This is a genomic window from Microvirga sp. HBU67558 (genome assembly GCF_018069605.1).
Taxonomy (GTDB): domain Bacteria; phylum Pseudomonadota; class Alphaproteobacteria; order Rhizobiales; family Beijerinckiaceae; genus Microvirga; species Microvirga terrae.
The window spans coordinates 72,985-99,114 of sequence record NZ_JAGPUP010000552.1 but is presented as its reverse complement, the minus strand read 5'-3'; the positions used below and the strand labels follow the sequence as shown (position 1 = coordinate 99,114).

25 protein-coding genes are annotated in these 26,130 nt (G+C 63.6%); 13 read left to right on the top strand and 12 right to left on the bottom strand.

The window, feature by feature from the left end:
* From KBI52_RS25175 to KBI52_RS25160, 4 genes are all read right to left on the bottom strand, one after another.
* A partial coding sequence (locus tag KBI52_RS25175; protein ID WP_210812113.1) for an ATP-binding cassette domain-containing protein occupies positions 1 to 209 on the bottom strand: 209 nt, incomplete at its 3' end.
* A gap of 6 nt (positions 210 to 215) precedes the next feature.
* Positions 216 to 1,535 carry an amino acid ABC transporter permease gene (locus KBI52_RS25170; RefSeq protein ID WP_210812112.1) on the bottom strand — a complete coding sequence of 440 codons (1,320 nt, stop codon included), beginning with the start codon at positions 1,533 to 1,535 and terminating at the stop codon, positions 216 to 218.
* 8 nt (positions 1,536 to 1,543) lie between these two features.
* Positions 1,544 to 2,755, bottom strand: a complete 1,212-nt coding sequence (locus KBI52_RS25165; RefSeq protein ID WP_173950351.1) for an amino acid ABC transporter permease — start codon at positions 2,753 to 2,755, stop codon at positions 1,544 to 1,546.
* Positions 2,756 to 2,891: 136 nt separating this feature from the next.
* Positions 2,892 to 3,911 carry an amino acid ABC transporter substrate-binding protein gene (locus KBI52_RS25160; RefSeq protein ID WP_173950350.1) on the bottom strand — a complete coding sequence of 340 codons (1,020 nt, stop codon included), beginning with the start codon at positions 3,909 to 3,911 and terminating at the stop codon, positions 2,892 to 2,894.
* Between the two features lie 231 nt (positions 3,912 to 4,142).
* Between KBI52_RS25160 and metC the strand changes: the two genes are divergently transcribed.
* On the top strand, positions 4,143 to 5,339 hold the full coding sequence (metC, locus tag KBI52_RS25155) for a cystathionine beta-lyase (RefSeq protein WP_210812111.1): 1,197 nt from the start codon (positions 4,143 to 4,145) through the stop codon (positions 5,337 to 5,339).
* Positions 5,340 to 5,362: 23 nt separating this feature from the next.
* Here the strand turns inward: metC and KBI52_RS25150 are convergent, their stop codons facing one another.
* The 3 genes from KBI52_RS25150 to KBI52_RS25140 are packed head-to-tail and all read right to left on the bottom strand — an operon-like array spanning position 5,363 to position 8,218.
* On the bottom strand, positions 5,363 to 5,728 hold the full coding sequence (locus tag KBI52_RS25150; RefSeq protein WP_173950348.1) for a lipid-A-disaccharide synthase N-terminal domain-containing protein: 366 nt from the start codon (positions 5,726 to 5,728) through the stop codon (positions 5,363 to 5,365).
* Positions 5,728 to 6,462 (bottom strand): glycosyltransferase family 2 protein, encoded by a 735-nt coding sequence (locus tag KBI52_RS25145; RefSeq protein ID WP_173950347.1) that lies wholly within the window; start codon positions 6,460 to 6,462, stop codon positions 5,728 to 5,730. Before KBI52_RS25145 ends, KBI52_RS25150 begins: the two co-directional genes overlap by 1 nt.
* Before the next feature lie 46 nt (positions 6,463 to 6,508).
* Positions 6,509 to 8,218, bottom strand: a complete 1,710-nt coding sequence (locus KBI52_RS25140; RefSeq protein WP_210812110.1) for a glycosyltransferase family 39 protein — start codon at positions 8,216 to 8,218, stop codon at positions 6,509 to 6,511.
* Between the two features lie 190 nt (positions 8,219 to 8,408).
* On the opposite strand from KBI52_RS25140, the gene KBI52_RS25135 reads away from it, so the two are divergent.
* A complete protein-coding gene (locus KBI52_RS25135; protein WP_173950345.1) occupies positions 8,409 to 8,699 on the top strand; it encodes a hypothetical protein in 291 nt (96 codons plus the stop codon).
* A 14-nt stretch (positions 8,700 to 8,713) separates the two neighbouring features.
* Complete coding sequence (locus KBI52_RS25130; RefSeq protein ID WP_247654644.1) at positions 8,714 to 9,883, top strand: RtcB family protein; 1,170 nt, start codon at positions 8,714 to 8,716, stop codon at positions 9,881 to 9,883.
* A gap of 24 nt (positions 9,884 to 9,907) precedes the next feature.
* Here the strand turns inward: KBI52_RS25130 and KBI52_RS25125 are convergent, their stop codons facing one another.
* Positions 9,908 to 10,339 carry a hypothetical protein gene (locus tag KBI52_RS25125; RefSeq protein WP_173950344.1) on the bottom strand — a complete coding sequence of 144 codons (432 nt, stop codon included), beginning with the start codon at positions 10,337 to 10,339 and terminating at the stop codon, positions 9,908 to 9,910.
* A 202-nt stretch (positions 10,340 to 10,541) separates the two neighbouring features.
* Positions 10,542 to 11,258: a sigma-70 family RNA polymerase sigma factor gene (locus KBI52_RS25120; protein ID WP_210812109.1), complete on the bottom strand. Its 717-nt coding sequence runs from the start codon at positions 11,256 to 11,258 to the stop codon at positions 10,542 to 10,544.
* Between the two features lie 183 nt (positions 11,259 to 11,441).
* Here KBI52_RS25120 and xylB point away from each other — a divergent pair, with 183 nt between their 5' ends.
* The 8 genes from xylB (at position 11,442) to KBI52_RS25080 (ending at position 21,498) form a co-directional block, all read left to right on the top strand.
* Entirely contained in the window at positions 11,442 to 12,911 is a 1,470-nt protein-coding gene (xylB, locus tag KBI52_RS25115; RefSeq protein WP_262265560.1) for a xylulokinase, read from the top strand.
* A gap of 257 nt (positions 12,912 to 13,168) precedes the next feature.
* Complete coding sequence (locus KBI52_RS25110; RefSeq protein ID WP_210812108.1) at positions 13,169 to 14,698, top strand: sugar ABC transporter ATP-binding protein; 1,530 nt, start codon at positions 13,169 to 13,171, stop codon at positions 14,696 to 14,698.
* Positions 14,695 to 15,726, top strand: a complete 1,032-nt coding sequence (locus KBI52_RS25105) for a ribose ABC transporter permease (RefSeq protein WP_173950340.1) — start codon at positions 14,695 to 14,697, stop codon at positions 15,724 to 15,726. The genes KBI52_RS25110 and KBI52_RS25105 overlap by 4 nt, the downstream gene beginning before the upstream one ends.
* Before the next feature lie 127 nt (positions 15,727 to 15,853).
* A complete protein-coding gene (locus KBI52_RS25100; RefSeq protein WP_210812107.1) occupies positions 15,854 to 16,789 on the top strand; it encodes an ABC transporter substrate-binding protein in 936 nt (311 codons plus the stop codon).
* A 76-nt stretch (positions 16,790 to 16,865) separates the two neighbouring features.
* Positions 16,866 to 17,561 (top strand): L-ribulose-5-phosphate 4-epimerase, encoded by a 696-nt coding sequence (locus KBI52_RS25095; RefSeq protein WP_285892607.1) that lies wholly within the window; start codon positions 16,866 to 16,868, stop codon positions 17,559 to 17,561.
* 48 nt (positions 17,562 to 17,609) lie between these two features.
* Positions 17,610 to 19,214 (top strand): ribulokinase, encoded by a 1,605-nt coding sequence (locus tag KBI52_RS25090; protein WP_173950338.1) that lies wholly within the window; start codon positions 17,610 to 17,612, stop codon positions 19,212 to 19,214.
* A 53-nt stretch (positions 19,215 to 19,267) separates the two neighbouring features.
* Positions 19,268 to 20,218 (top strand): carbohydrate kinase, encoded by a 951-nt coding sequence (locus KBI52_RS25085; protein WP_210812106.1) that lies wholly within the window; start codon positions 19,268 to 19,270, stop codon positions 20,216 to 20,218.
* 17 nt (positions 20,219 to 20,235) lie between these two features.
* Positions 20,236 to 21,498, top strand: coding sequence for an AGE family epimerase/isomerase (locus KBI52_RS25080; protein WP_210812105.1), 1,263 nt, complete (start codon positions 20,236 to 20,238; stop codon positions 21,496 to 21,498).
* Here KBI52_RS25080 and KBI52_RS25075 read toward each other — a convergent pair.
* Positions 21,489 to 22,424 (bottom strand): ribokinase, encoded by a 936-nt coding sequence (locus KBI52_RS25075; RefSeq protein ID WP_210812104.1) that lies wholly within the window; start codon positions 22,422 to 22,424, stop codon positions 21,489 to 21,491. The two genes, KBI52_RS25080 and KBI52_RS25075, sit on opposite strands and share 10 nt — an antisense overlap.
* Positions 22,425 to 22,841: 417 nt before the next feature.
* Between KBI52_RS25075 and KBI52_RS25070 the strand changes: the two genes are divergently transcribed.
* Positions 22,842 to 23,576 carry a PhoH family protein gene (locus KBI52_RS25070; protein ID WP_210272488.1) on the top strand — a complete coding sequence of 245 codons (735 nt, stop codon included), beginning with the start codon at positions 22,842 to 22,844 and terminating at the stop codon, positions 23,574 to 23,576.
* 152 nt (positions 23,577 to 23,728) lie between these two features.
* Here KBI52_RS25070 and KBI52_RS25065 read toward each other — a convergent pair whose 3' ends face one another.
* Together KBI52_RS25065 and KBI52_RS25060 are read right to left on the bottom strand one after the other, a co-directional pair.
* Entirely contained in the window at positions 23,729 to 24,316 is a 588-nt protein-coding gene (locus tag KBI52_RS25065; protein ID WP_247654643.1) for a cold-shock protein, read from the bottom strand.
* Between the two features lie 224 nt (positions 24,317 to 24,540).
* Positions 24,541 to 25,695, bottom strand: a complete 1,155-nt coding sequence (locus KBI52_RS25060) for a putative zinc-binding metallopeptidase (protein WP_210812102.1) — start codon at positions 25,693 to 25,695, stop codon at positions 24,541 to 24,543.
* 216 nt (positions 25,696 to 25,911) lie between these two features.
* Here KBI52_RS25060 and KBI52_RS33515 point away from each other — a divergent pair, with 216 nt between their 5' ends.
* Positions 25,912 to 26,040: a hypothetical protein gene (locus KBI52_RS33515; protein ID WP_256439515.1), complete on the top strand. Its 129-nt coding sequence runs from the start codon at positions 25,912 to 25,914 to the stop codon at positions 26,038 to 26,040.
* Positions 26,041 to 26,130 lie beyond the last annotated feature (90 nt).

Genomic DNA, 26,130 nt, shown 5'->3' with positions numbered 1-26,130 from the left:
CGGTTGATGCAGCGGATCATCGTGGACTTGCCGGAGCCCGAGGGACCGCAGATCACGATTCGCTCGCGGCGCCGCACGTTGAGATTGATGTCGCGCAGGACGTGGAACTCTCCGTACCACTTGTGCACGTCGATCATCTGGACCGCGGCCTCGGCTTTCGGGTCGACGTCGACGGAGCGGATGGTTTGGGATGAAAGTGTCGTTGCCATGTGTGTTTACCGTTTCTGACCAGCCGCAAGGCGCCGCTCGACTCCCAGCGAGTACCGCGACATGCCAAAACAGAAGATGAAGTAGAACAGAGCCGCGAAGGCATAGCCCGTGATGCCGATCGTCGGAGCCGCCCAGTTCGGGTCGATGCGGGAGGCTTCAATAGTCTTCACCAGATCGAAGATACCAACGATGGCCACCAGCGACGTGTCCTTGAACAGGCCGATGAAGGTGTTCACGATGCCGGGAATGACGATCCGCAGGGCCTGGGGCAGGATGATGAGGGTCATCATCTGCGGGTAGTTGAGTCCCAGCGACATGGCGCCTTCGTACTGCCCCTTCGGCATGGCCTGGAGGCCACCGCGGACGACCTCGGCCATGTAGGCGGAGGCGAAGAGCGCAGTGCCGATGAGGGGCCGGAGCAAGCGGTCCACCGTCATGTCGCCCGGAAGAAACAGCGGCAGCATGGTGTTGGCCATGATCAGCACCGTGATCAGCGGCACGCCGCGGACGAACTCGATGAAGATCACCGAGGCCATGCGCACGATGGGTAGCTTCGAGCGCCGCCCCAGAGCAAGGACGATGCCGAAGGGCAGCGAGACCACGATGCCGACAGTCGCGACCAGCAGCGTCACGAGAACGCCGCCCCACAAGGAGGTGGGCACATGGGCGAGGCCGAAATCGATATCGACGACGGCGAGGGTAATGCCGATCACCGCGACGATGCCGCCGCCCATGATGAGGGCGGGACGCATGGCGGTCTTGAGCAGTGCCGCGAAGAAAGCGAACAGGGCAATCACCAGCGCGCCGAAGATCGCAAACCCCATCCAGAAGCGCAGGCCGAAATCGGCATTGCCGCCCGTCAGAAGCACGTAGGAGACGACCGGGAAGATCCAGAAGAAATAAACCGCTCCTAGATCCCTGCGCGGCGCCCTGAGCCATAGCAACCAGGCGACCCCGATGGCCAGAAGCGCGAAGAAGATGTCGACCCGCCACCGCTCGGACACCGTATAGGAGCCATAGATGAAGTAGTTGATCTTGTCCCAGATGAACGCCCAGCAGGCGCCGGTTTCGCTGCCGCCCGTATCGGCCCGGCAGGCAGCCCGATCGGTACCGGTCCAAACCGCATCGATGAACAGAAATCTCACCAGTGGAGGAACGGCGACGTACAGGAGGTAGAACACCACCAGGGTCAGGATGGTGTTGAAGGGGCCGGAAAAGAGGTTCTCACGAACCCACGCGATGGGCCCGCGGGCCAGGTTGGGCGGAGGCAGCGCCTCCACCTGCTTGGCGCGGACGAAACGGGGAATGTCGACGGCGGTGCTCATGCGATCTCCTACCGCTCGACGATCGCCACGCGGCGATTGTAGATGTTCATGATGAACGACGTCACGAGGCTGATTGTCAGGTAGACGCCCATGGTGATGACGACCACCTCGATGGCTTGGCCCGTCTGGTTCAGCACGGTTCCCATGAAGACCTGCACGAGGTCGGGATAGCCGATAGCGACAGCCAGGGAGGAGTTCTTCGTCAGGTTCAAGTATTGGCTGGTCAGCGGCGGAACGATGACGCGCATGGCCTGGGGGATCACCACCAGACGCAGGGTCTGTCCCGGCGTGAGGCCGAGGGAGCCTGCCGCTTCCGACTGCCCCTTCGACACGGCCAGGATGCCAGCGCGGACGACCTCGGCGATAAAGGCGGCCGTATAGGTGACGAGACCCAGGAGCAGCGCCACGAATTCCGGCAGGATCTGCATGCCGCCCGTCAGATTGAACGTTCCCTTGCGCGGCAATTCGAAGGTGATCGGGTTGGCTCCCGTCACGGCAAGGACGATCCAGGTCAGGACGGGTAGGCCGAGGACCAAGCCCAAGGTGACCTTCCCCACAGGGTATTGCCGCCCGGTCTGCTCCTGCTGCGCCTTGGCCCAGCGGCGGTACACGAAGGTCCCGACGAGGCCGATTACAAGGGCCGCAACGACAACCGAGATATTGCTGCCCCAGACGGGCTTGGCCATGAAGAGACCGCGCGAGTTCAGGTAGAACCCAGCGCCCATCTCAAGGGAGTTGCGCGGCTGCGGCAGGGTTCCGAGGACTGCGATGTACCAGAACAGCAGCTGCACCAGCAGCGGGATGTTGCGCAGCACCTCCACGTACACCATGGCAACCTTGGCCACCATCCAGTTCTTGGACAGGCGCGCGATACCGATCAGAAAGCCCAAGATCGTGGTGAAGAAGATGCCGATCGCGGAAACGACCAGGGTATTGAGGAGGCCGACGATGAACGCGTCGCCATAGGTCCCGCCGGCTGCGCTGAACTGGATCAGCGTCTGGCTGATGTCGAAGCCCGCGGTGTTGTTGAGGAAGCCGAATCCCGAGGCGATCTTGGCGCGCTGCAGGTTCTCGACGGCATTCGTAGCGGCGACGTAGAAGAGATAGACGATCGCGAGAACGAGAACGACCTGGTAGAAGATCCCACGGACCTTGGGATCGTATAGGAACGATTTTTTGGGGGGCGATGTCTGACTGACAACGGTTTGCACTGAGTTCATCCTCTGACGGCTTTTTTATTTATGCCCAGCCGTCCTCCCCTGTTCACGGTATGCATAATCCCATGAACGGGCGGCTTTTTGTTGTTCGTGTCTGAGAGGGGCGCCCGGAATGTCCGGACGCCCCATCTTCTTCAGCTTAGCGGATCGGGATGCCGTACTGCAGGCCGCCCTTCGTCCACTGCGCATTCTGGCCGCGCTTGATCTTCAGGCGGGAGCCTTCGCCGACGTTCTTCTCGAACACTTCGCCGTAGTTGCCCACCTGCTTGATGATGCGCACGGCCCAGTCGTTGGTCAGGCCGACGGCCTCGCCGAACTTGCCTTCCGTACCGAGAAGACGCTTGATCTCCGGGTTCTCGGAGGTCTTCATCTGGTCGACATTGGCCTTTGTCACGCCGAGCTCTTCCGCGTTCAGCATGGCGTTGTGGGTCCAGCGGACGATATCGCCCCACTGGTTGTCACCGTGGCGGACGGCCGGGCCAAGCGGCTCCTTCGAGATGATCTCGGGCAGAACGATATGATCGTCCGGAGCCGAGGCGCGCAAACGCTCGGCGTAGAGGCCCGAAGCGTCGGTCGTGAAGGCGTCGCAGCGGCCGGCGTCATAGGCCTTGAACGTCTCGTCCGAGGTGGCGAATGCCACCACTTCGTACTTCATGTTGTTGGCACGGAAGTAGTCGGCGAGGTTCAGCTCGGTGGTGGTGCCCTGCTGGGTGCAGATCGAGGCGCCGTTCAGCTCCTTGGCGGAGGAAACGCCGAGTTTCTTGCGGACCATGAAGCCCTGACCGTCGAAGTAGTTGATCGCCGGGAAGTCGAGGCCGAGCTGGGTGTCGCGCGACATCGTCATGGTGGAGTTGCGGGACAGCACGTCCACTTCGCCCGACTGGAGGGCCGTGAAACGGTCCTTGGCGGCGAGCGGAATGAAGCGAACCTTGGTCGGATCGTCGAAGATGGCTGCTGCGATGGCGCGGCAGAAATCGACGTCCAGCCCGGTCCAGTTGCCCTGAGCGTCCGGCTGGCCGAAACCGGCGAGACCCGTGTTCGAGCCGCAGGTCAGGAAGCCCTTCTGCTTCACGCTGTTGAGCGTCGCCTGGGCGGATGCGCCCGTCGCGAGCAGGCTGGCTGTCAGGCCGAAGGCAATCGATACGAGAGCCTTTTTCATGTTTGTATCTTCTCCCAATAGTTCGACTTGGCTCGGCCGCTTATGGTTATGACCCCCCAGCCGGGCCCCGGATAGACCGGTCCACGCCGCCTCGGCTGAGACGGCATCGGGATCCATCACATTCCATGATTAATCACTGGTCAAGTCTTGATGGAAGGCATTTCTTGCCTGACTTGACGGCAGGAGCTGCCCGGTCTCAGATCGGAATCTCCTCAGCAAGCCCTTGAAGCGATGTCAAAACTCCCTCCAAAGCCCCAAAACCTATCCGAACGAACCCGCCTCGTGCATGCCGGACGGGAGCCGTTCGAGCAGCACGGATTCATCAATACGCCGATCTACCGCGGCTCGACCGTCCTGTATGCGACGACCGACGATCTGCTGCACCGGCGCGGGCGATATTCCTATGGGACGAAAGGGACGCCGACCACCAACTCCCTTGAAGTCGCCTGGACGGAATTGACCGGCGCCGCCGGAACCGTGCTTGCTCCATCGGGGCTCGCCGCCGTTACGGTTGCCCTAATGTCATTCCTGAAAGCAGGCGACCATCTTCTGATGACGGACTCGGTCTACCTGCCGACCCGGCAATTCTGCAACGGCGTACTCAAGAATTTTGGTGTGGAAACCACCTATTACGACCCGCAGATCGGCCCAGGGATCGAGGCTCTCATCCGACCGAACACCACTGCGGTGTTCACGGAGGCACCAGGTTCCCAGTCCCTCGAGATGCAGGACATCCCCGCCATCGCCGAGGTGGCGCACCGTCATGGGGCCGTCGTCCTCATGGACAACACCTGGGCGACCCCCCTGCTCTTCCCGCCTCACGAACGCGGGGTGGACATCGCCATCGAGGCCGGCACCAAATACCTGAGCGGGGGATCCGACCTGCTGCTCGGCATGGTGTCGGCCAATGAGCGCTGCTTCAAGCGCCTGCGTGAAACCTACGATTCCTTTGCCATGTGCCCGGGACCGGAAGACGTGTTCCTGGGTCTGCGGGGCCTTCGCACCATGGCCCTTCGCCTGAGGGAGCACGGGAACCAGGCCTTGGAGATGGCCCGCTGGCTCGAGGCTCGCCCGGAGGTGGCAAGGGTCCTGCACCCGGCTCTCGAAAGCTATCCCGGTCACGAGATCTGGAAGCGCGACTTCAAGGGTTCGTCGGGCCTCTTCTCGGTTATCCTGAAGCCCTTCTCCGACCGAGCACTCGCGGCCATGCTCGACGGACTGTCGCTGTTCGGAATGGGTTATTCCTGGGGCGGGTTCGAGAGCCTTGTGATCCCCTTCAACTGCGCCACCTATCGGACGGCAACCGCATGGGAGCCCGGCGGCCACGCCCTGCGCTTCCACATCGGCCTCGAGGACCTGGAGGACCTGAAGCGGGACCTGGATGCCGGGCTCGCCCGCCTTCGCGAGACGGACGCCAAGGCAGCGTAGATTCTTTCAGGCTCCGGTGACCCTTAAGCTGCCGGAGCCTCCACTTGGGACCCGGAAACTGCCGTAGCGGCAAGTTTTCGCTTCTCTTTCGCGATCAACATCAGGTTGCGAACATAGATGAAGATCGAAAACGCCTGCCCCAAAATGATGACGATGTCGCTGCGGGCGAAGCCGTAGACCAGGGTCATCAGCCCGCCGGAAATCGACAGCATCCAGAATCCGACGGGAATCACGCTCTTTTCTGCCTTCTCGCTCGCGATCCACTGCACAATGAAACGGGCCCCGAAGACAAACTGGGCCAGAACGCCGAAGGCGGCCCAAAGGTCGAACCGGGCGACCACCAGGTCATAGAAATAGAGTCCCAGATCGTGAGAAAGGCGCATTAACATCAGACGATTTCCTGAGCAGCGGGAACGCGGCGGCGGCGGCGGATCAACCACCAGACTCCGGCTAAATCAAGGATGCCGACCCAAAGGCGGTCGAACATCCCGTAATTCGACCGGCCGGCATGCCGGGGCCGGTCGACCACGTCCACATGAGCAATCCGATACCCTTCGCGCTTGACCAAAGCCGGCATGAAGCGGTGCAGGGCATCGAAATAGGGAAGCCGCAGGTAGACGTCGCGTCGAAACGCCTTGAGGCCGCATCCCGTATCACGCGTCCCGTCCTTCAGGATCCTCCCGCGCACGCCGTTGGCGATCCGGGACTGCCATTTCTTATAGGTGCCGTCCTTCCTGCCGACCCGCTGCCCGGCGACGAGGGCGATTTGAGGATCGTCCAGGGCCGCCACGAGCTCCGGTATGAAGGCCGGGTCATTCTGCCCGTCCCCGTCGAGGGTGATAACGATAGGCCCCCGGGCCGCGTGGACGCCGGTCCGGACCGCGGCACTCTGCCCGCAGCTCGCCTCATGTCGAACGAGTCGCAGCCAGGGCCGTGTCGCCCGGGCTTTTCGAACCTCGTCCCCGGTCGCGTCGGTCGAGCCGTCATCCACATAGATCACCTCGAAGGGCGAGAGCGACGCGCAGGCGCGCTCGATCTCCTCCACCAGCGGGAGAATGTTGAGCGCCTCGTTCTTGACGGGCACCACGACGCTGATGCGGGGCCCCGGAGAAAGGTCAGTCATCCGTTACGGGCCATCTCTGGCCGCCTCTTCACAATCGCCATCTAGGCTAGAAGCCCGTCGCATAGGCCGCGATATCGACCCGCCGACCGCTGTTGATATTGAATCCCTGGATCCGGGTCGAGAGGGCGGGCTGCTGCTTCAGACGCGCGTTCTCCGCCCGGAACTCCGTCTCGTATCGTTTCTCCACGAAAACGACCCGGCACCCGCCCCGCCGCAGGAACGCCGACGCCTCGGCCCCTGTCTCGACCATGTCGAGGTTCGTACCGGTCAGGAAGACGAGACTGGGTTCCCGGTAGCCGAGGGTTGCGACCTGCGGGCTCTCGCACGGGACGTTGCGGGCAACCTCGGCCAAACGGTCCGAGATCTTGAGGGAGCGCAGATCGAGCTGCGCGAACCCGAAAACACCGATGGATAGGAAGGCTGCCGAGATGAAGCTGGCCCATAGGGCCGGGACCAGCCGGCTTCTGACGAAGAGCCACCAGGCCCCGAGGGCCAGTACCGAGGAGATCGCGAGGAATGGAAGGGCCCGGAAGGGCGGCATTCCGTCGAAAGCCCAGCCGACCACCGAAAGGCCGATGGTCAGACCGACCGGGATGAATGGAATCAGCACGGTTGCCAGCTTGGCCGCCGGCCGATGCGGTCCCACGAAATGGCGCGAGATGGCCATGACCGTGATGATGGCCACCGCCGGCAGCAGAGGCAGTGTGTAGTGCGGCAGCTTGGTCGGCACGGCCTCGAAAACGATCCAGGAAGGGATGAGCCAGGCAAGCACGAAGGCGACCGGTTCCTCCCGGCGATGTTTCCAGGCAAATGGCACTGCAATGGCAGCCAGGACAGCGCCGGGCCAGAACGTGGCGAAGAACGAGATCAGATAGAAACCGGGGGGCGCCCAATGGTAGCGCTGCGCCGTCCCGACCTTGCCGAGCATGTCGTGCCCGACCGCCTCGGAATAGAAGGCGCCGCCGGTCTTGAGGGCGATGGCGACGAACCACGGCAGCACGACCGCCAGGGTGAAAAGGGCGCCAATCCAAGGCCGCAGCGTGAGAAGCCAACGCGCCGAGCGCTCCTTATACGCCAGGACCGCGGCGGCAAGACCTGCGAACATGATGACCAAGGGGCCCTTGATGAGGATGCCCAAGGCGAACCCGGTCCAGAAGATCAGCAGGGCCCTCCGGGGCAGGACCCCGGCGCCGCGGCTCAGATAGGCCCTCGCGAGCCCACCCATCACAGCCACCGAGCAGGCGGTCAGCATGGCGTCCGTCTTGGCGAGGCGCGCCTCCACCATGAGAATCACGCAGGTTGCCATCAGGGCCGCGGTCAGGAACGCCCCTCGTCGCCCGAAGAACCCCAAAGCGGCCCAGTAGGTCAGCAGAACCGTCGCGATCGCCCCGAGCAGCGATGGGACTCGGTAGAGCCCGATGGTTGTCCGCGCCTCGGACACTCCCAGAGCCTGCCCAATGGCAACGCTCGCGCTCTGCATCCAGTAGATGCCCACCGGCTTCTTGTGCCGGGCCTCGTCCTGGAAGCGGATGTCCACGAGATCGGCGGATTCCAGCATCTGCTTGGAAGCCTGGGCATAGCGCGGCTCGTCCCGGTCCATGGGCTGAAGGGTTGTGAAGCCCGGCAGGAAGCAGACGAGCGACAGCAGGACGAGGACGGCGCAGAGCCGGGCATGGCTCCGCTCGACCACGCTCGTGAGCTGGGCCACGGAGAGATAGCGCAACGACATCCGCGGCTGGGGGACAGAACCGTCCATCGATGACTCCGGGGCGGGCAATCCTGCGTTCTGACGGGATATCCCATCGGCACAGGTCGATCAAACCGCGTGATGTCCCCTAAACCGGAAGGGAAGTCAAATTGACGGATGGTAGCGGGCCGGCTGGCAGGAACACGGGCCGGCGGGCTGGCATTCCCTGGACGGACAGGTTCATTTTGGAGCTTTCGCCGTGACCATGTTTCTCCGTTGGTGCGCCCTTCCCATCCTTATTCTGTCGGCATATCCGGCTGCCGCTCTCGACCAGCCCGTCGTCTGGCGGGACGAGGATACGGGCTGCGCCTACCTGCTCACCCCTCAAGGGGGCATCTCACCCCGGCACCGACGGGACGGGACACTGGATTGCCCGGACGTGGCCGCCGGAACGGGCGTCGTCGAGAACATGGGCAGGGACGTTGCGCGTGGCCTCGATGCCCTGCAGCGCGAGATCGAGCGCCTGCGCGAGCGGTACAACCGCCCCTAACCGGGAGATACATCTTGACGGCAAAGACCCGAATCTTTGGCGAGCATGACGAGAAGACGATCCGGCAGCTGGACCGGTGCATGGAGGTCGGGAGCGCCGCCAAAGGCGTGCTCTGCGCAGACGGACACCTTGGCTACGCGCATCCGATCGGCGGCGTGATCGCCTACGAGGAGCATGTCTCCATCAGTGGGGTCGGGTTCGACATCGCATGCGGGAACATGGCTGTCCGGCTCGACACCCGCTACGAGGAGGTCGCCGCCCAGGCGGGGCGCATCCTTTCTGACATCGGACGCGCCATCAGCTTCGGCATCGGGCAGAAGAACGCCGTCACGGTGGACCATGAGTTGTTCGAATCCCCCCTCTGGGAGGAGGCCGGCGTCCGAGACCTCAAGAAGCTGGCATCGGGACAGCTCGGGACGGTGGGGTCCGGCAATCATTACGTCGACCTATTCGAAGACGAGGAAGGTTATGTCTGGATCGGGGTGCATTTCGGCTCCAGAGGGCTTGGCCACAAGATCACCACGAAACACCTTGCCTTGGTCGGGGCGAAGGACGGGATGGAGGTCGATCCCGCCCTCGTCCATCAGGATAGCGATCTCGGGCGCAGCTACATTGCCGGCGTGAAGCTCGGCGGGCTCTATGCCTATGCCGGGCGCGAATGGGTGGTCGAGCGCGTGCGTCGGATCATCGGCGGCCGGGTCACGGACACGGTTCACAACCACCACAACTTCGTCTGGCGGGAGAGCCATGGCGGCAGGGAGTACTGGGTTGTCCGCAAGGGCACGACGCCGGCATTCCCGCGGCAGCGCGGTTTCGTCGGCGGATCCATGGGGGACAACGCGGTCATCCTGCATGGAATCGAGGGTCCGGAGAGCGCCGACAGCCTCTATTCGACCGTTCATGGGGCAGGACGCCTCTTCGGCCGCATGGACGCTAAGGGCAAGAAGAACAAGGCGGGAGAATGGGTGCGCCCTCCCCGGTTCACCCGCGACGAGATGGATGCTTGGCTGCGCGAAAAGGGCATTCTCCTGCGCGGGGGCGACGTGGACGAGAGCCCGATGGTCTACCGGCGCCTCGACGACGTACTCGCCTATCACAGGGGCACGATCGGAATCGAGCACACGCTCCGGCCGTTTGCCGTCGCGATGGCCGGCCCTGGCGAGTTCGATCCCTACAAGGACTGATCCCGAACCAGGGCGGCCGAGCGGCTAGCGAAACCAGCCGAAATAGAGAGCCCAGAGGCTGGGGGAGCGAATGCCGCGTACCCGGCGTGCAGCTTCATCTGCGCGCATCGATTCGCCGCCATGGCAGGAGCAGAGAACGATATGGGCGTCGTGCTCCGAGATCTCGAAGAAGTCCACGGCATCCCCGAACCTGTCGCTCAGGAGCCCTGCCCTACGGAGCACCGGGTCGGAATAGGCCACCGTCAGGGCGGAGCCGTCGGCGCGCAACGCTCGACGCTGCGCCCTCGGCTTCCACTCAATCTCATCCAGGGTCCTGAGAATACGGTCGGGCTCCTGCTCCAGCAGGTCGACCCAACGGTCGAGACGCTCCCGCTTCGATAGGACCTGCGCTTGAACTTCCTCGGGAATTTTCAGGTCGGCGACGCTACTGAGTTCGGACAGAGGCCTGTGTTCCATGCTCCCCTCCTTGGCAGAAGAGCGGTTTCGAGCACCCACCAGCTCCAAGCTCAACCTTGAAGCCTGTGGAAAAGTTCGAAACAGGAGCTAGTGCGGCCGCCGATATTTTAGGCACCGTGGCGGGAAGGCGCGGCGTGCGGAATCGTCGAGATCCGAACGAGAGTGTCAGGCCAGCCAAAGATCCTCGGCTGGCCCGGTGAGATCAGAGCGCAGCAGAGTGGTCGTGCTCCGCGCGGCTCGTTCCCATCAGCTCGGCGAGCCGGTTGCGGGCCCTGTTGACCCGGCTCTTGATCGTGCCGACCTTCACGCCGAGGGCCTCGGCGGCATCCTCGTAGGACATCCCTTCGGCACCGATGAGAATGATCGCTTCGCGCTGCTCCTGCGGCAGCTTCTCGAGCGCGCTCGAGAGATCCTGAAGCGCCAGCTTATCCTCCTGGTCGGGGATCGCGATCATGCTGGCCGCATGGGTCCCGTCCCCATCCTCGACCTCGCGGCTGGTCTTCCGGTGGGTCGAGTAGAAGCCGTTGCGCAGAATCGTGAAGAGCCAGGCCTGAAGGTTCGTCCCGGCTTCGAAGGTGTCCTGCTTCGTCAGGGCCTTGAGCACGGTGTCCTGAACCAGATCTTCCGCCTGATCGACCTTCCCGGTCAGGGAGAGAGCGAAGGCGCGCAGGTTCGGCAATGCATCCATGACGCCATTGATGAACTCCTGGTCGACGGGCTCGGTATGAGCACGGATGACCTGGGCCACGCGGTCGGCGAGACGGGCGAGGTCGCGCGGCAGCTTCTCCTCCGCGGGATCGCCATAGAGGGCACGCAGTTGCTTTCCCAGATGCAGCCGCACGGCAGCGCTCAGCGCAGCCGCCGAGGTGGGTGCGTCGGGATGGGTGAACTCGGACTGGTTTTTGGAATTCTTTGGCATGCGGAATTATTTGGTGCATGCCGCCGTCATTTAAATATCCGAGCGACATTTCGACCATGAGTTTTTTTCATGGCCACGCCTCTGGATATCATCTCCTGTATGCCCAAGCGCCTAGGCTGGGTTATATGCTCCTCCGAACATGCGGCCAAACCAAGGCCGACGACCATCCAAGGAGCATGCGGCGTGGCTCATTACCTCGGTATCGATGTCGGCACCTCAGCGGTGAAAGCCATTCTTGTCGATGATGCGCAGGCCGCGGTTGCCGAGGCCGACGTTCCCCTCAATGTCTCAAGGCCGCATGATCTCTGGTCGGAACAGGATCCCGAAGCCTGGTGGGAGGCCGTGCAAACCGCGCTTGATCAGCTTCGAGCCCAGGCCGCCACGGCACTCGCCGACATCCGCGGCATTGGCCTCTCGGGGCAAATGCATGGCGCCGTGCTGCTCGACGAACACGATCGATCCCTTCGTCCGGCAGTCCTCTGGAACGATGGCCGCTCATTCCGGGAGGCGCAGGAACTGGCGGACAAGCATCCGGAGCTCTCCCACGCCATGGGCGTAATCCCCATGCCCGGCTTCACCGCTCCGAAGCTCGTCTGGCTGGCCCGGCATGAACCCGACATCTTTCGGGCCGTGCGCAAGGTGATGCTGCCCAAGGATTATATCCGGTTCAAACTCACCGGCGAGATCGTGACGGACATGTCCGATGCGGCCGGCACCTGGTGGCTGGACGAAGCCAAGCGCGATTGGTCCGATGCCGCACTGGCGGCGACCGGCCTCACCCGTGACCACATGCCGAGACTTGTCGAAGGCTCACAGCCCTCCGGTACGTTGCGCGCCGATATGGCTGGGCGTTGGGGGCTGCGAAACGACGTGGTGGTGGCAGGCGGCGCAGGCGATGCCGCTGCCGGCGCGGTTGGGCTCGGTGCCATCGAGGATGGCTCGGCCTTCATCTCTCTCGGGACCTCCGGGCAGCTTTTCGTCACCACCCGGGACTTCAGCCCGGCGCCGGAGGCCGTGGTTCATTCCTTTTGTCACGCGGTCCCGGGACGATGGTTTCAGATGGCTGCAATGCTGAATGCAGCAAGCTGCCTGGCGTGGGGCGCCCATCTCCTGAAGAGGGACATCGGCGAATTGGTCCGGGAAACCGAAGCCGCGTATCGCAAGCCCTCCGCTGTTCTTTTCCTGCCCTACCTCGCCGGCGAGCGGACCCCGCACAACGACCCCTACGCGCGCGGCGTCTTCTTCGGTCTCTCGCCCCAGACCGACCAGACCGATCTGGTGCAGGCCATCCTGGAAGGTGTCGCGTTCAGTTTTGCCGACGCGAAGCAATGCCTCGAGCAGGCTGGTACGCCCCTCACCTACGCGGGCATGATCGGCGGCGGATCCCGAAGCGTCTTCTGGGCCAGAATTTTCGCGAGCGTCCTGAACGTTCCCATGCTGCGCTATCGGGGCAGCGACAAGGGACCGGCCTTCGGCGCCGCCCGCCTTGCACGGCTCGCCGTGACCGGGGAAATACCTGAAGCCGTCTGCACGCCGCCCGACATTCTCGAGACGATTGAGCCCGACTCACGCCTCGTTGAACTCTATGGTCCGCGGATCGAGGCTTTTCGTAGCCTTTATCGCGCATTGAAGCCGGAATTCACGCGACACTGACAGAACCTAGAGCAACCCCCATCATCGTTACAATGTAGCTATGACATCTGTTCGGTGACGCAGACGACTGTCAATGCACGCGAAAAGTTGTGGGCTGTCGTCCACGGCTAAAAAGGAGGGATTGAAACGCGATTGAAATGAAGCATTTAGGGCAGTCACAATCCCTTCTGATCCGGTCCAACTTTTGGCATGATAGAGTCTTCAGAATTCAAGGCTGAAAACTGCCGCTTGAACAAAGCGCCTTTAGGGAAACGCTCATGACAGGATCCGCTCCGATCCTCGAGATGAAGGACATCTCCAAGACGTTCCCGGGCGTGAAGGCACTCTCGAACGTCTCCCTCACCGTGTATCCCGGCGAGATCCATGCTCTCATGGGAGAGAACGGCGCCGGCAAGTCGACGCTGATGAAGATCCTGTCCGGCGCCTACCAGGCCGATTCGGGCGGGGAGATCCGGATCAACGCGCAGCCCGTTACGATCGACGGACCGCTGACGGCACGCCACCACGGCATCTCCATCATCTATCAGGAGCTCTCACTCGCCCCCAACCTGAGCGTGGCGGAGAACATGCTGCTCGGGCGGGAGCATACGTCGGGTCCGATGGTCGACCGTCGCTCCATGGAGAAGGCCTGCCAGACGGTGCTGGAACGTCTCGGCGTGCACTTCAAGGCGACCACCAAGGTCAGCGAATTGTCCATGGCTGAGCGGCAGCTCGTGGAGATCGCCCGCGCACTCATCGCGAATTCCCGCATCCTGGTCATGGACGAGCCCACGACCTCCCTATCCTCCCGCGAGACCGAGGCGATGTTCGCCCTCGTGCGGCAGCTTCGGGCGGAAGGGCTCGCCATCATCTATATCAGCCATCGGATGGCCGAGATCTACGAGCTGGCCGAGAGGGTCTCGGTGCTCCGCGACGGCTCCTATGTCGGCACGCTCGTGGGCGACGAAATCTCGGCCGAACGCCTCGTTCAAATGATGGTCGGCCGGGACCTCTCATCGTTCTACAAGAAGGAGCACGACGCCCACCAGAGCCGCGGCCCCGTGATGTTCGCCGTTCGCAACATGGGTGACGGTGTGCGCGTGCACGATTGTTCGTTCGAGCTGCATGAGGGCGAGGTTCTCGGTATCGCGGGCCTGGTCGGAGCGGGCCGCACCGAACTCGCACGCCTCATCTACGGAGCCGATCCTCGTACGAGCGGCGAGGTCTTCCTGCAAGGCAAGCGTCTTTCGATCAACGAGCCGGAGGACGCCATCGAGGCCGGTGTCGTCTATCTAACCGAGGATCGCAAGAACCTCGGCCTCTTCCTCGACCTGACCGTCCGGGACAACGTGAATGTGAACGTGCTGAGCCGCGATGCGCGCACGGGCGGCGTCCTGAACCTGAAAGCCGCCAAGCAGAGAGCAGCGGCGGCAATCCGGGCGCTCGGCATTCGTGTAGCAGGCGACGTGGTGCCGGTCGGCAGCCTCTCGGGCGGCAACCAGCAGAAGGTCCTGCTGTCGCGCCTGCTTGAGACGAAGCCGAAGGTCCTCATCCTGGACGAGCCCACGCGCGGCGTCGACATCGGGGCCAAGTCGGAGATCTACCGTCTGATCGACAGCTTGGCCCGCAACGGTGTCGGAGTCATCGTGATCTCCAGCGAGCTGCCGGAGATCGTCGGCATCTGTGACCGGGTGCTCGTCATGCGAGAGGGCCGGCTTGCCGGCGAGGTCGGCGGAGCCGGTCACCCGCCCGTGACGCAGGAAAACATCATCACCATCGCGACAGGTGTAAGGGAAGCGGCCGAATGACATCCCCGAACGAGTCCAGCGCCGGCATGCAAGCGACCGGAGTCAAAGGCGCCGATGCGGCGCAGCAAAGCCTTCAGCGCCGCCTCGCCTGGCGCTCGACCCTGCAGGCCATCGGCATGCTGCCGGTGCTCATCATCCTGGGTATCGTGTTCGAGCTCATGTCCGGTCGGTTCCTGAGTTTCCAGAACCTCTCGATCGTGATGCAGCAGGCCTCGATCAACACCGTGCTGGCGGCTGGCATGACCTTCGTGATCCTGACCGGCGGCATCGATTTGTCCGTCGGCTCGATCCTGGCCGCTGCCGCCATGGTGGCGATCCTGGGCTCCCTGATCCCGGAATGGGGCATGCTCGGAATTCCCGCTGCCCTTCTGGCGGGTTTGGGCCTTGGCCTGGTGAACGGTGCGCTCATCGCCTTCGCGAAGCTGCCGCCCTTTATCGTGACCCTGGGCTCCCTGACCGCCGTGCGCGGTTTGGCACGCCTTCTCGGCGGGGACACGACCCAGTTCAATCCGCAGCTTCCCTTTGCGTTCATCGGCAACGGCACGCTGTTTGGCCTGCCCTGGTTGGTGTGGATCGCCTTCGCGGTCGTGATCATTTCCTGGTTCATCCTTCGAAGAACGGTTCTCGGCGTTCATATCTACGCGGTCGGCGGCAACCCGGACGCCGCGCGCCTGACCGGCATCAAGGTCTGGGCGGTGCTGCTCTTCGTCTATGCCTTTTCGGGGCTGGCGGCGGGTCTCGGCGGCGTCATGTCGGCGGCACGCCTTTTCGCCGCGAACGGATTGCAGCTTGGGCAGTCCTACGAACTCGATGCCATCGCGGCCGTGATCCTCGGTGGCACCAGCTTCGTGGGCGGCATCGGGTCGATCTGGGGCACCCTCATCGGCGCGCTCATCATCGCCATCCTGTCGAACGGCCTGATCCTGGTGGGCGTCTCCGACATCTGGCAGTTCATCATCAAGGGGCTCGTGATCATCGGGGCCGTGGCGCTCGACCGCTACCGCCTCAAGGGATCGGCGCGCACCTGATCAAGGAATACCAGCGCCCGTCTCGGGCGCTCGTATATGCGATCCCCGGAAGGCAAGCACAGGTCCCGGGGGCGCGGAGCCTAAGACACCCGTAAGGGACACTTGCAAAGGATACTTGGAGGAACCCATGGCACTTTCCCGTCTCACACTCGGCCTTGCCGTCGTTGCCGGCCTGGCCGCTCCGGCCCACGCCAAGGACGTCAAGAACGTCGGAATCTCGGTCGGCCTTCTCGGCAACCCGTTCTTCGTCGCGACCATCAAGGGCATTGAGGCCAAGGCCAAGGAGATCACTCCCGGGGCGAAGATCACGTCCGTTTCGGCGGACTACGACCTGAACAAGCAATTCACCCAGATGGACAATTTCACGGCGGCCGGAACGGACATCGTGATGATCAACGCGGTCGACCCGAAGGCCATCGAGCCGTCGGTCAAGCGCGCCCAGGCGGGCGGCATGGTCGTGGCCGCGTTCGACGTGGCGGCTGCCGGTGCCGACGTCACGGTGATGACGGACAACGTCAAGGCTGGCGAGCTCGCCTGCCAGTACATCGCCGACCATCTCAAGGGGAAGGGCGACGTCCTCATCGTGAACGGCCCGCAGGTCTCGTCAATCACGGATCGCGTGAAGGGCTGCAAGAACGTCTTCTCCAAGTTCCCGGACATCAAGGTTCTCTCGGACAACCAGGACGCCAAGGGCTCCCGTGAAGGTGGCTTTGCCGTGGGTCAGAGCCTGCTGACCCGCTTCCCGAAGGTCGATGCCGTGTTCGCGATCAACGATCCGACCGCCATCGGCATCAACTTGGCCGCCAAGCAGCTCAACCGCAACGAGTTCATCATCACGGCGGTCGACGGGGCACCGGACATCGAGACCGAGCTGAAATCGGGCAACTCCCTGATCAAGGCCTCGGCCTCCCAGGACCCCTACGTCATGGCCGCCCAGTCCTATGAGCTCGCGGTCGGCATCGTGAACGGCAAGAAGCCCGAGAAAAACGTGATTCTGCTCGAGCCGAAGCTGATCACGGCCGACAACATCAAGGACTACAAAGGCTGGCAGGCCGTCCGCTGATTTGATTTGACATTCGGCGGCCACGGCGCGAGCTGTGGCCGCCTTTTCCGTTCATGGGCCATCAGGAGCCGCCCCGATGTTGAAGCAGCTGCGCGAGCAGGTTCTGGAAGCCAATCTGGAAGTGGTGCGCCGCGGCCTGGTCCTTTACACGTTCGGCAACGTGAGCGGCATCAGCCGCGAGGACAACCTTGTCGTCATCAAGCCGAGCGGCGTGCCCTACGAGCGCATGAAGGCCGACGATCTCGTCGTCGCGGATTTCGACGGCAAGGTCGTCTGGGGCGAGTTGCGCCCCTCCTCGGACCTCGACACCCACATCCACCTCTATAAGTCCTTTCCGCAGATCGGCGGCGTGGTGCATACCCATTCCGAACACGCAGTCGCCTGGGCGCAGGCCTGTCGTCCAATCCCGGCACTCGGCACCACCCATGCCGATTATTTCTACGGTCCGGTCCCGATCACGCGGGAGCTGACGGCCGACGAGATCAGGAACGATTACGTCCGTGCCACGGGCGTGGCCATTACGGATGCTTTCGGCAACCGGGACCCCATGGAGGTGCCGGCCGCCCTCGTGGCCGGCCACGGCCCCTTCGCATGGGGCAGAACGCCCGATGATGCCGTTCACAACGCGGTCGTTCTGGAAGCCGTGGCCCGCATGGCGATGTACACGTTCTCGCTGCAACCGAACGCGCCCGGGGTTTCTCAGGCTCTCCTCGACCGGCATTACTTCCGCAAGCACGGCGCGACCGCGACCTATGGCCAGGCTGAGAAGTAACCTCGTGCCTCCGTTTCAACTGCTTACACCCCGCTCCGGGAGATAAAAATGGCCGTCGTAGCCGGTGTCGATTTCGGCACCCTGAGTGTCCGGGTCACCCTCGTCGACGATCGCAATGGCCCACTCGGCCTCGCCACGGCCGAGTACCCGCTTCACCGGAAGCGCGAGAACCCCGACCACGCCACCCAGGCCCATGCCGATCACATGGATGCGCTCGCCCGCGCCATGCGCGGTGCCCTCGATTCCGCTGGCATCAAGGGAGAGGACGTAGCGGCACTTGCCATCGACACAACCGGCTCCAGCGTGGTCATGGTGGGTGAGGGACTGGAGCCGCTCGACGAGTATTACCTCTGGTGCGACCACCGGGCGAAGGCGGAAGCCGAGCAGATTACCCGCCTCGCCCATCAGGAGGGCCTCGAAGCGATCGAGTGGTGCGGCGGCGTCTATTCGCACGAATGGGGCTTTTCAAAGCTGCTGCACTGGCTGCGCCACAACCCGGACAGGCGCGACCGCCTCGTCACGGCGCTGGAGCATTGCGACATGGTGGCCGCGACCTTGACCGGTGTCACCGATCCCGCTCGCCTCAAGCGGAGCATCTGCGCCATGGGCCATAAATGGATGTGGAACCCGCGTTGGGGAGGCCTGCCCCCGCAGGACTTCCTGTCCAAGGTGGACCCCCTATTCGACGGAATCCGCGAGAAGCTTGCCGGCGACTATGTCACGTCCGACGTCGTGGCCGGGCACCTCACGCCCGCCTGGGCGGGGCGGCTCGGCCTGAAGGCCGGCATCCCGATTCCAGTCGGAGCCTTCGACGCCCATTGGGACGCCATCGGGGCAGGCTGCCGGGTCGGCGATGTGGTGAACGTGGTCGGCACCTCGACCTGCATCATCGCGATGGCCGAGAATACGAGCCTGATCGAGGGCGTGTGCGGCGTCGTGCCCGGCAGCGTCGACCCCAAGCTCGTCGGCATCGAGGCGGGGCTGTCGGCCACAGGCGACATCTTCGAGGCGATCGCCCGGCGGGCCGGCACGAACGTCAAGGATCTGTCGAAAGGCCTGGAGCAGTACAGGTCCGGCCAGACCGGCCTGCTGCGCCTGACCTGGGACAACGGCGACCGCACGGTTCTCGTCAAAGCGGATCTTGGGGGCATCACCCTCGGCTGGAACCTGTTGCACACCGCGCAGGACGAGCTGTTCGCCGCTATCGAAGGCACTGCCTTCCACACCCGCATCATCCTGGAACGCATGGCCGAGGGCGGGGTACCGGTCGAGAGGGTCATCAATGCGGGCGGCATCCCGCAGCACAACGCGGTGCTGAACCAAGTTTACGCAAATGTGCTCGGCCGACCCGTGCTGGTGCCGAACGGCATCCCGACGGGCCTAGGCTCCAGCATCTTCGCGAGCCTCGCTGCCAAATCGCATCCGGATCTCGACAGCGCTCAGGAAGCGATCTGCCTTCCCTTCCGCACCTTCGAGCCGGATCCGGCAGCCCACGCGATCTACGAGCAGCTCTTCGCCCATTACCGGACCCTCTATTTTGGCTTCGGGGGCGTCTCTGGACCGGTCTCGCTGGATCATATATTGCGCGACCTCAAGCGGATCGCGGCTCTTCCCTCTCAGCCCGTTCCGCCAGATGCTATGCCCGACCCTTGACCGGGCAAGGCAGGCGTTCATGACTGTCATTGCGGTGTTGTTCGGAGGCTTTGATGATCCTGGTATGTGGCGAAGCCCTGATCGACCTCTTCATCGGGGCATCCTCTCAGACCGGCTTTCCGGCAGAGGCCGTTGCCGGTGGGTCGCCCTTCAATGTCGCCATCGGGATCGGCCGGCTCGGGCGCCCTGCGGCGTTCCTGTCCACCCTGTCGGACGACGTGTTCGGCACGTTCCTGGCCGGAAAGCTCGCCGAATCCGGGGTGAGCCCGGACTACATCCAGCGCTGCCCGAACTACACGACGCTGAGCGTGGTCGCGACCGACGCGTCGGGGCAACCGCAATACTCCTTTTACGCGCCCAATAGTGCCGACCGAGCTCTCACGCCCGAGGCTCTTCCCACCGAACTGCCGGCGAACGTGAGCGCCATCGCGGCCGGCTCATATGCCCTCGGCGTCGAACCGATCGCGAGCGCCATCGAAACCCTGCTGCGCCGGGAGGCCGGATCGCGTGTGATCTCGCTCGACCCGAATGTCCGGCCGCGCGTCGTGGGCGACTTGGCGATTTATCGCGAGCGCTTCGAGCGCCTGCTTGCCCATGCCGATATCGTCAAGGCGAGCGACGAGGACGTCGAAATTCTCTATTCCACCCACGATCTCGCCGCCGCAGCCCACGACTGGCTTCAGCGCGGCCCGAAGCTCGTTATCGTGACCCGCGGCGAGAAGGGACCTCTGGCAGCTTTCGGCGACAGGATCGTGGAACGCCTGGCTCCCAGGATCGACGTGGTCGACACGGTCGGTGCCGGCGACACGTTCCATGCCGGTCTGCTCTCCTGGCTCGACGCCAACAATTTGCTCACGCCTCAAGGAATCGCCGGATTGACCGATGCGCAGGTCACGGCAGCCCTCGATTTCGCCGCCGCGGCGGCTGCGATCGTCTGCACCCGCCGCGGCGCCAACCCTCCCTTCTGGGCCGAGGTCGAACAATTCATGGCGGCACGCGCCTGATCACAACGGAACCTGTTATGACGATGTCCCAGCCCGTCCTTCCTCCCGTCGGCCCGACCTGGCGCTCCAACCGGTTCCACCGGAAATGGCTCTTCGAGCAGGCCAACAACCTGTTCGGGTTCTTCCAGCACGGCATCATCAACCCGGCCGGCGGCTTTTTCGATCTCGACGATGCAGGTCAGCCCATCGAGACGGCCAACCCGGTCAGGCAGATCCACAATACCACCCGGATGGTGCATTGCTTCGCCATCGGCACTCTGCTCGGCCGGCCCGGATGCGACGCGATCGTCGATCATGGCATGAACTACCTTTGGAATGCCCATCGCGACGCCCAGCACGGCGGCTATGTCTGGTCGCTCGACAACGATGGTCCTAAGGACGACACGAAGCAGGCCTATGGACATGCGTTCGTGTTGCTGGCTGCGTCGAGCGCCAAGGTCGTCGGTCATCCGCTCGCAGATCGTCTGATCCAGGACATCACCAAGGTCCTCGAAGAACGGTTCTGGGAGGAGCAGCACGGCGCCGTGACCGAGGAGTTCTCCCGGGACTGGCAGCCGTTGAGCCAGTATCGCGGCCAGAACTCCAACATGCACCTGACCGAGTCGCTCATGGCCGCCTTCGAGGCTACCGGCGATCGGAACTATCTCGACAAGGCGGAGCGCATCGCCGGGCTGATCATCGGTCGTCACGCCGCCGCTCTCGGCTATCGTGTCGCCGAGCATTTCCATTCGGATTGGAGCCTGGACAAGGAGTACCGTGGGTACGACGTATTCCGTCCTTACGGCACCACGCCGGGGCACTGGCTCGAATGGGCGCGCCTCGTCCTTCAGCTCTGGACGCTCGGGGGCAAGAGGCATGCCTGGATGCCGGAGGCCGCCCGCGAGCTGTTCCGGCAGTCGATCGAGCTCGGATGGGACAAGGACAAAGGCGGCTTCTTCTATGCGCTGGACTGGGACGATAAGCCGAGGCTCCCCCAAAAGCTCTGGTGGCCCTGTGCGGAAGCCATTGGCGCTGCCGCTTTCCTGAACGAGCACAGCCCTGGCGACTTCCACGAGCAGTGGTACCGCCTTCTCTGGGGCTTCGCCAATCGCCACCTGATTGACCATCGGCAGGGCGGCTGGCGGCCGGAGCTCTCGGAGGACCTCAAGCCGGGAACGACCCTTTTCACCGGCAAGCCCGATCTCTACCACGCCCTGCAGGCCTGCCTGATCCCCCTGTTCCCGGCGGCCGGCAGCCTGACCAAGGTCATCCCCGAGGGCAGCGCCAGCCCTCAGTCCTGAGCGAGGTGCCGGTCCAGAGCCTCACGCAGGGGCAGTCCCGCCTGTGCGCCGGCCGTGAGGCAGGACAGGGATGCGGCGGCGCAAGCCCGTTCCATCGCCCGGCCGATCTCCAGTCCCTCGTCCAGTCCATTGGCCAGAACACCGACGAAGGTGTCACCCGCGCCGGTCGTATCCACCGGGGTGATCGGGCGTGCCGTCACATGGGTCTGAGCGCCGTCCGGCGCGATGGCATAAGCGCCGCGTGCACCTGCCGTGACGATGCAGGTCGGCCCGAACGAGCGGGCGATTGCCGATCCGGCCTTGAGGAAATCGTCCCCTGCCGGCTCACCCACGATACCGGCGATCGAGAGAGCCTCGTGCTCGTTGACCACGAGCACATCCGTGACGGCCAGGAGTTCGGACATGGTCGAGCGCTCCCCGACCGCCGGCACGGGCGCGAAGTTCCAGACCACCTTGACGCCGGCGCGGCGCGCCCGCGCGGCGACATCAAGATTGTCGGCGATCGGCACTTCCATCTGGAGCACCAGAACGGAAGCCTTCGACAAGAGGGATTCGGGCAGATCGGATGAACGTAGCGCCATATTGGCGCCGCTGGCGACCGTGATGGCATTCTCTCCCGTCTCGTCGACGGTGATGAACGCGCAGCCGGTAGGCTCGTCGGTGACTCTGATCGTGCTGACGTCGACCCCATTCTCCTCGAGGTTCTTGAGGCAGGCTATCCCGAAAGGATCGTTGCCGACCGCGCCGGTCATAGCGACCTCCATGCCCCCTCCGCGGCTGATCCGAGCGGCGGCGACGGCCTGATTGGCTCCCTTGCCGCCGAAGAAGCTGTCCGCCCGGCGCGACAGAACGGTCTCTCCCGGACGGGCGATCCGCTGGACCCGCGCGACGAGGTCCATGTTGATCGAGCCGAATATGATGATCATTCCGCAAAGCCTTTGTTTTCGGCGATTTCCTTATCATTCGAAGGGCCGAAATGGCGAGTGTCCGCAGTGCCGGAGTGCTCTCGGAGGCTCCCGATCTGAGCCATCCACAGCTATTTCCCTCCTGTACCCTACAGAGGGATTATGCCCTGGAACCAAGCAGGCTGCCTCAACATTTGACTCGCAGGTAGGCGTAGCAGCGGTAAACTGTCATCAGAATCAAAGATAGTTTGCCACTGGCAGCTAGAAGAACAGGCTTTGATGGGCAGGCAGGTTGATCCTCACCGTCCGGATCGCGGATATCCACCGCCCGCAACGACTCGCTCTCGAATCCACCCCTCTCCCGGAAGTTCCCCCAGACGCCTCTGCGCGGCGCCTGGATAGGTCTCTGTGCGCAGTTTCAAAACCCGGAGTTGGTCATTGAGCAAGCATCATGAGAAGCAGAGACGCAAGACCCGCCGCTCCCTCGAAACAGCGCAGGTCTTCGACCTCACGGGATCAAAATTCCAGGCCGAGCGCAGCCTCCCTCCCATCAAGCCGCTCAATGCAACCCAGGACGAGTATCTCGACGCCCTGAAGAACAGTGCCCAGGTCGTGGTCCTCGGCCCGGCCGGTACCGGAAAGACCTGGATCGCGGCCACTTATGCAGCCGATCTCTTCCGCCAGCGGCGTATCCGGAAGATCATCCTCACCCGTCCCAACGTCCCGAGCGGCCGATCCCTGGGGTTCTTTCCCGGCAGTCTCGAGGAGAAATTCGGTCCTTGGGCGGCGCCCGTGATCGAGGCGATCAAGGAGCGGATCGGCTCAGCCGCCTATGAGATCGCCGTCAAGAACGGCGACATCGAGATGGTGCCTTTCGAAGTCATGCGGGGGCGGTCCTGGCGCGACGCCTTCATCCTGCTGGACGAAGCGCAGAATGCCACGCCGGCCGAAATGAAGACCTTCCTCACCCGCATAGGCGAGGACTGCACCGTGGTGATCAATGGGGATGTGAGCCAGTGCGATCTGCGCGAGAGCTCGGGCCTGCGCACGGTCATCCATCTGATCAAGTCGCAGATGCTACCGGTTCCAATCATCGAGTTCACGCTCAATGAGATCGTGCGGTCCGGCGTCTGCGAGATGTGGGTGCGGGCCTTCGAAGAGGTCCATTGCTAAGGCATTGATCCCAAAAGCGGACCTCGCTTTTGGGATCATCCCTGCCTTGCCGGGGCTGGACCGTATTTCATCCATGCCAAAGCCGGGCCCCTTTCCGCCCGATCAGGCGGAAGGAGACCCGGCTCAGCTTAGGTCGAGAAAGACGGAATGCGTCAGGCGAGTTCGATTGCGCCGACCTCGGGGCCTTTGCGGCCCTCGACGATCGCCACCCGGACCGCTTGCCCCTGCTCGAGCTGGCTGAGGCCCGCGCGTTCCACGACGGAGATGTGCAGGAACAGGTCCTTGCTCTCACCTTCAACGGACACGAAGCCGTAGCCCTTCACCGAGTCGAACCACTTGACGGTGGCCGGCACCTCCGGCGGGCCGCTGACCGGGCGGGTGCTCGGACCGCCGCTGGGACGGCCGAAACCGCCGCCTGACTGGCCAGGACCGCCCGACCGCATCGGCCGCGGCGCGCGTGCCCCGCGCGGGGGCTCCGGCTCGGCCGTGCTTGCGTCGACGCTGACGATTTCCTGGACCTGCGGGCCCTTCTGGCCTGCGCCAACCCGGATGACAAGGGTCGTGCCCGATTCGAGTGCGGTATAGCCCGCAGCCTCGACCTGCCGGACGTGCAGGAAGGCCTCGCCTGACCCATCGGTCATTTCGACGAAACCAAATCCCTTTTCGGGATTGAACCATTTCACCCGCGCTTCCGTCTCCGGTCCGGACGCTGGAGCGCCGTAGGATGTCTGCTGCCGCATGGGCCGTTCATAAGATGTTGGTGGAGCGAAATCGCCCCAGTGATCTTCGGGTTGACCGCCAAATTGACGTCGGCGATCACGGTGATCATTTCCCCGGCCCATCAGGACTGCCTTCTAAAGTCTCAAGTTTCGTAAACGCTATAGGCGTAACGCCCCCAACCATTGAGGGCAAGAAAATAACTACTCACACCTAGACATTTCACGCAAGGTCTCAAAAGAGCGTGTCATGCGGATTGTGGGGCGCCGACGCGAGAATTCAGCCCTCCGATCACGGCTTTCAGAATATGATCGCCTTCTCCCTCCCCGGGCCCGCGGCCGCTCCAGGCATGAATGCGCTCGTGGATGAAGCCGAGTTTGGCGATCACGGCCGGGGCGAGCACGAAGGGGTAGAGATCCGGCTGCCCCATGCTGCGGTTCAAAGAGTTCACGGCGAAGGTCAGGGGCAGCCAGGCGGTGATCAGACGATTCAGGTCCGTCTCGCTGTGGGGGTCGAAATCGATCTCCGCCGCTAGTTCCGAGCCGCGACGGATTCCGGGGCGCACCTTCAATCCGAAGGCGCTCGCGGTCTCCAACGTGTCGACGATATGGAGATAGTGCGCCCAGGTCTCGGCGAAATCCTCCCAAGGATGGGAGGCCGCATAGGCACTGACGAATTCGTCCTGCCAGTCCTCCTTCGGGCCCCGGGCGTAATGGACCCGCAGGGCCTCGCCGTAATCCCGCCGCTCGTCCCCGAAAACCTGGCGGAATCGGTCCAGGCTGGGATCGTTCCGGACCAGAACGTTCCAGAAATAGTGGCCGATTTCATGCCGGAAGTGGCCGAGGAGGGTCCGGTAAGGTTCTCCCATTCCGTGGCGTCGCCGCTCCCGCTCGGCATCGTCCGCCTCGGCGATGTTGATGGTGATCAGGCCATTGTCGTGCCCGGTCAGGATCGACGGACCATCGGGAGACTTCTCGGCAGGGTCCGCCAGAAAGTCGAACGTGAGCCCCTGCGGGTCCTCGCTGCGCGTTGCCAGCGGCAGGTCGAGCCTGAGCAAAGTGTAAAATAGACGCCGTTTCGCGGTCTCCAGCCGGCGCCAGCGTTCGCGATTCTGCTCGAGCGCGAGGTCCGGTACGGTGCGATTGTGCCGGCAAGCCCGGCAGTAGGATCCATCGCCATCGGCGGATATCAGCCAGTTGCACGCATTGTGTTCTGCATTCGCGCAGAAGCGGACAGGCGTGTCGGGCTGCGCCAGAGCCGTCCAGCCCCCCTCGCGACCGGGTTCCAAAGCGCTGATCTCCTGAATCGAGGGCAGGTACCCGAGCCGGCGGCCGCAACTTTCGCAGCGACTGTTCTCGAAATAAAGTGGCTGACCGCAGGCCTGGCATTCAAAGAGCTTCATGGAACGACCTGCCGCTTCCCGTATCCGCCACATCCGGGCTGGCGAGCCCCGACGGCACTTCAACGGCAACGGCCGGTGAGCCTGTTGGTTCGCAAGTCTTTGCACCGTCGTCAGCGCTTCACTGCTCATAATTTAAGCTTCCTGGATGCAGCCTATCATTTCATCATTCCCGGACAGCGACCTCATTGTCCGGACTATCCAGAAAAGGGACGGCTCATGACACCTGTTGCCAAGCAGGCGACGCAGGACGGCACGTTCACCGTCTATCTCGGCGACCGCCCCGTTGCCTGGGGCCTGACCAGCCATGCCGCGGATGCCCTGATGGAGAGGCTGCTGCGGCGCTGAAGGCGCGCTCGCCCCGCCCATCGATGCGATCCGGACCGGAGGTCGCGGGAGCCGATGCCGACTGCTGCAGGCAAATGGAAGATCGATGGA

Bases quoted from the DNA above. Each gene is read 5' to 3' on its own strand.
- metC (WP_210812111.1), top strand. From the start codon at position 4,143: ATGTCAAAACTCCCTCCAAAGCCCCAAAACCTATCCGAACGAACCCGC.
- KBI52_RS25065 (WP_247654643.1), bottom strand. From the start codon at position 24,316: ATGCGGCAGCAGACATCCTACGGCGCTCCAGCGTCCGGACCGGAGACG.
- KBI52_RS25150 (WP_173950348.1), bottom strand. From the start codon at position 5,728: ATGTTAATGCGCCTTTCTCACGATCTGGGACTCTATTTCTATGACCTG.
- KBI52_RS25160 (WP_173950350.1), bottom strand. From the start codon at position 3,911: ATGAAAAAGGCTCTCGTATCGATTGCCTTCGGCCTGACAGCCAGCCTG.
- KBI52_RS25170 (WP_210812112.1), bottom strand. From the start codon at position 1,535: ATGAGCACCGCCGTCGACATTCCCCGTTTCGTCCGCGCCAAGCAGGTG.
- KBI52_RS25105 (WP_173950340.1), top strand. From the start codon at position 14,695: ATGACATCCCCGAACGAGTCCAGCGCCGGCATGCAAGCGACCGGAGTC.
- KBI52_RS25095 (WP_285892607.1), top strand. From the start codon at position 16,866: ATGTTGAAGCAGCTGCGCGAGCAGGTTCTGGAAGCCAATCTGGAAGTG.
- KBI52_RS25090 (WP_173950338.1), top strand. From the start codon at position 17,610: ATGGCCGTCGTAGCCGGTGTCGATTTCGGCACCCTGAGTGTCCGGGTC.
- KBI52_RS25120 (WP_210812109.1), bottom strand. From the start codon at position 11,258: ATGCCAAAGAATTCCAAAAACCAGTCCGAGTTCACCCATCCCGACGCA.
- KBI52_RS25140 (WP_210812110.1), bottom strand. From the start codon at position 8,218: ATGGACGGTTCTGTCCCCCAGCCGCGGATGTCGTTGCGCTATCTCTCC.
- KBI52_RS25060 (WP_210812102.1), bottom strand. From the start codon at position 25,695: ATGAAGCTCTTTGAATGCCAGGCCTGCGGTCAGCCACTTTATTTCGAG.
- KBI52_RS25080 (WP_210812105.1), top strand. From the start codon at position 20,236: ATGACGATGTCCCAGCCCGTCCTTCCTCCCGTCGGCCCGACCTGGCGC.
- KBI52_RS25100 (WP_210812107.1), top strand. From the start codon at position 15,854: ATGGCACTTTCCCGTCTCACACTCGGCCTTGCCGTCGTTGCCGGCCTG.
- KBI52_RS33515 (WP_256439515.1), top strand. From the start codon at position 25,912: ATGACACCTGTTGCCAAGCAGGCGACGCAGGACGGCACGTTCACCGTC.
- KBI52_RS25145 (WP_173950347.1), bottom strand. From the start codon at position 6,462: ATGACTGACCTTTCTCCGGGGCCCCGCATCAGCGTCGTGGTGCCCGTC.
- KBI52_RS25125 (WP_173950344.1), bottom strand. From the start codon at position 10,339: ATGGAACACAGGCCTCTGTCCGAACTCAGTAGCGTCGCCGACCTGAAA.
- KBI52_RS25085 (WP_210812106.1), top strand. From the start codon at position 19,268: ATGATCCTGGTATGTGGCGAAGCCCTGATCGACCTCTTCATCGGGGCA.
- KBI52_RS25110 (WP_210812108.1), top strand. From the start codon at position 13,169: ATGACAGGATCCGCTCCGATCCTCGAGATGAAGGACATCTCCAAGACG.
- KBI52_RS25075 (WP_210812104.1), bottom strand. From the start codon at position 22,424: ATGATCATCATATTCGGCTCGATCAACATGGACCTCGTCGCGCGGGTC.
- KBI52_RS25165 (WP_173950351.1), bottom strand. From the start codon at position 2,755: ATGAACTCAGTGCAAACCGTTGTCAGTCAGACATCGCCCCCCAAAAAA.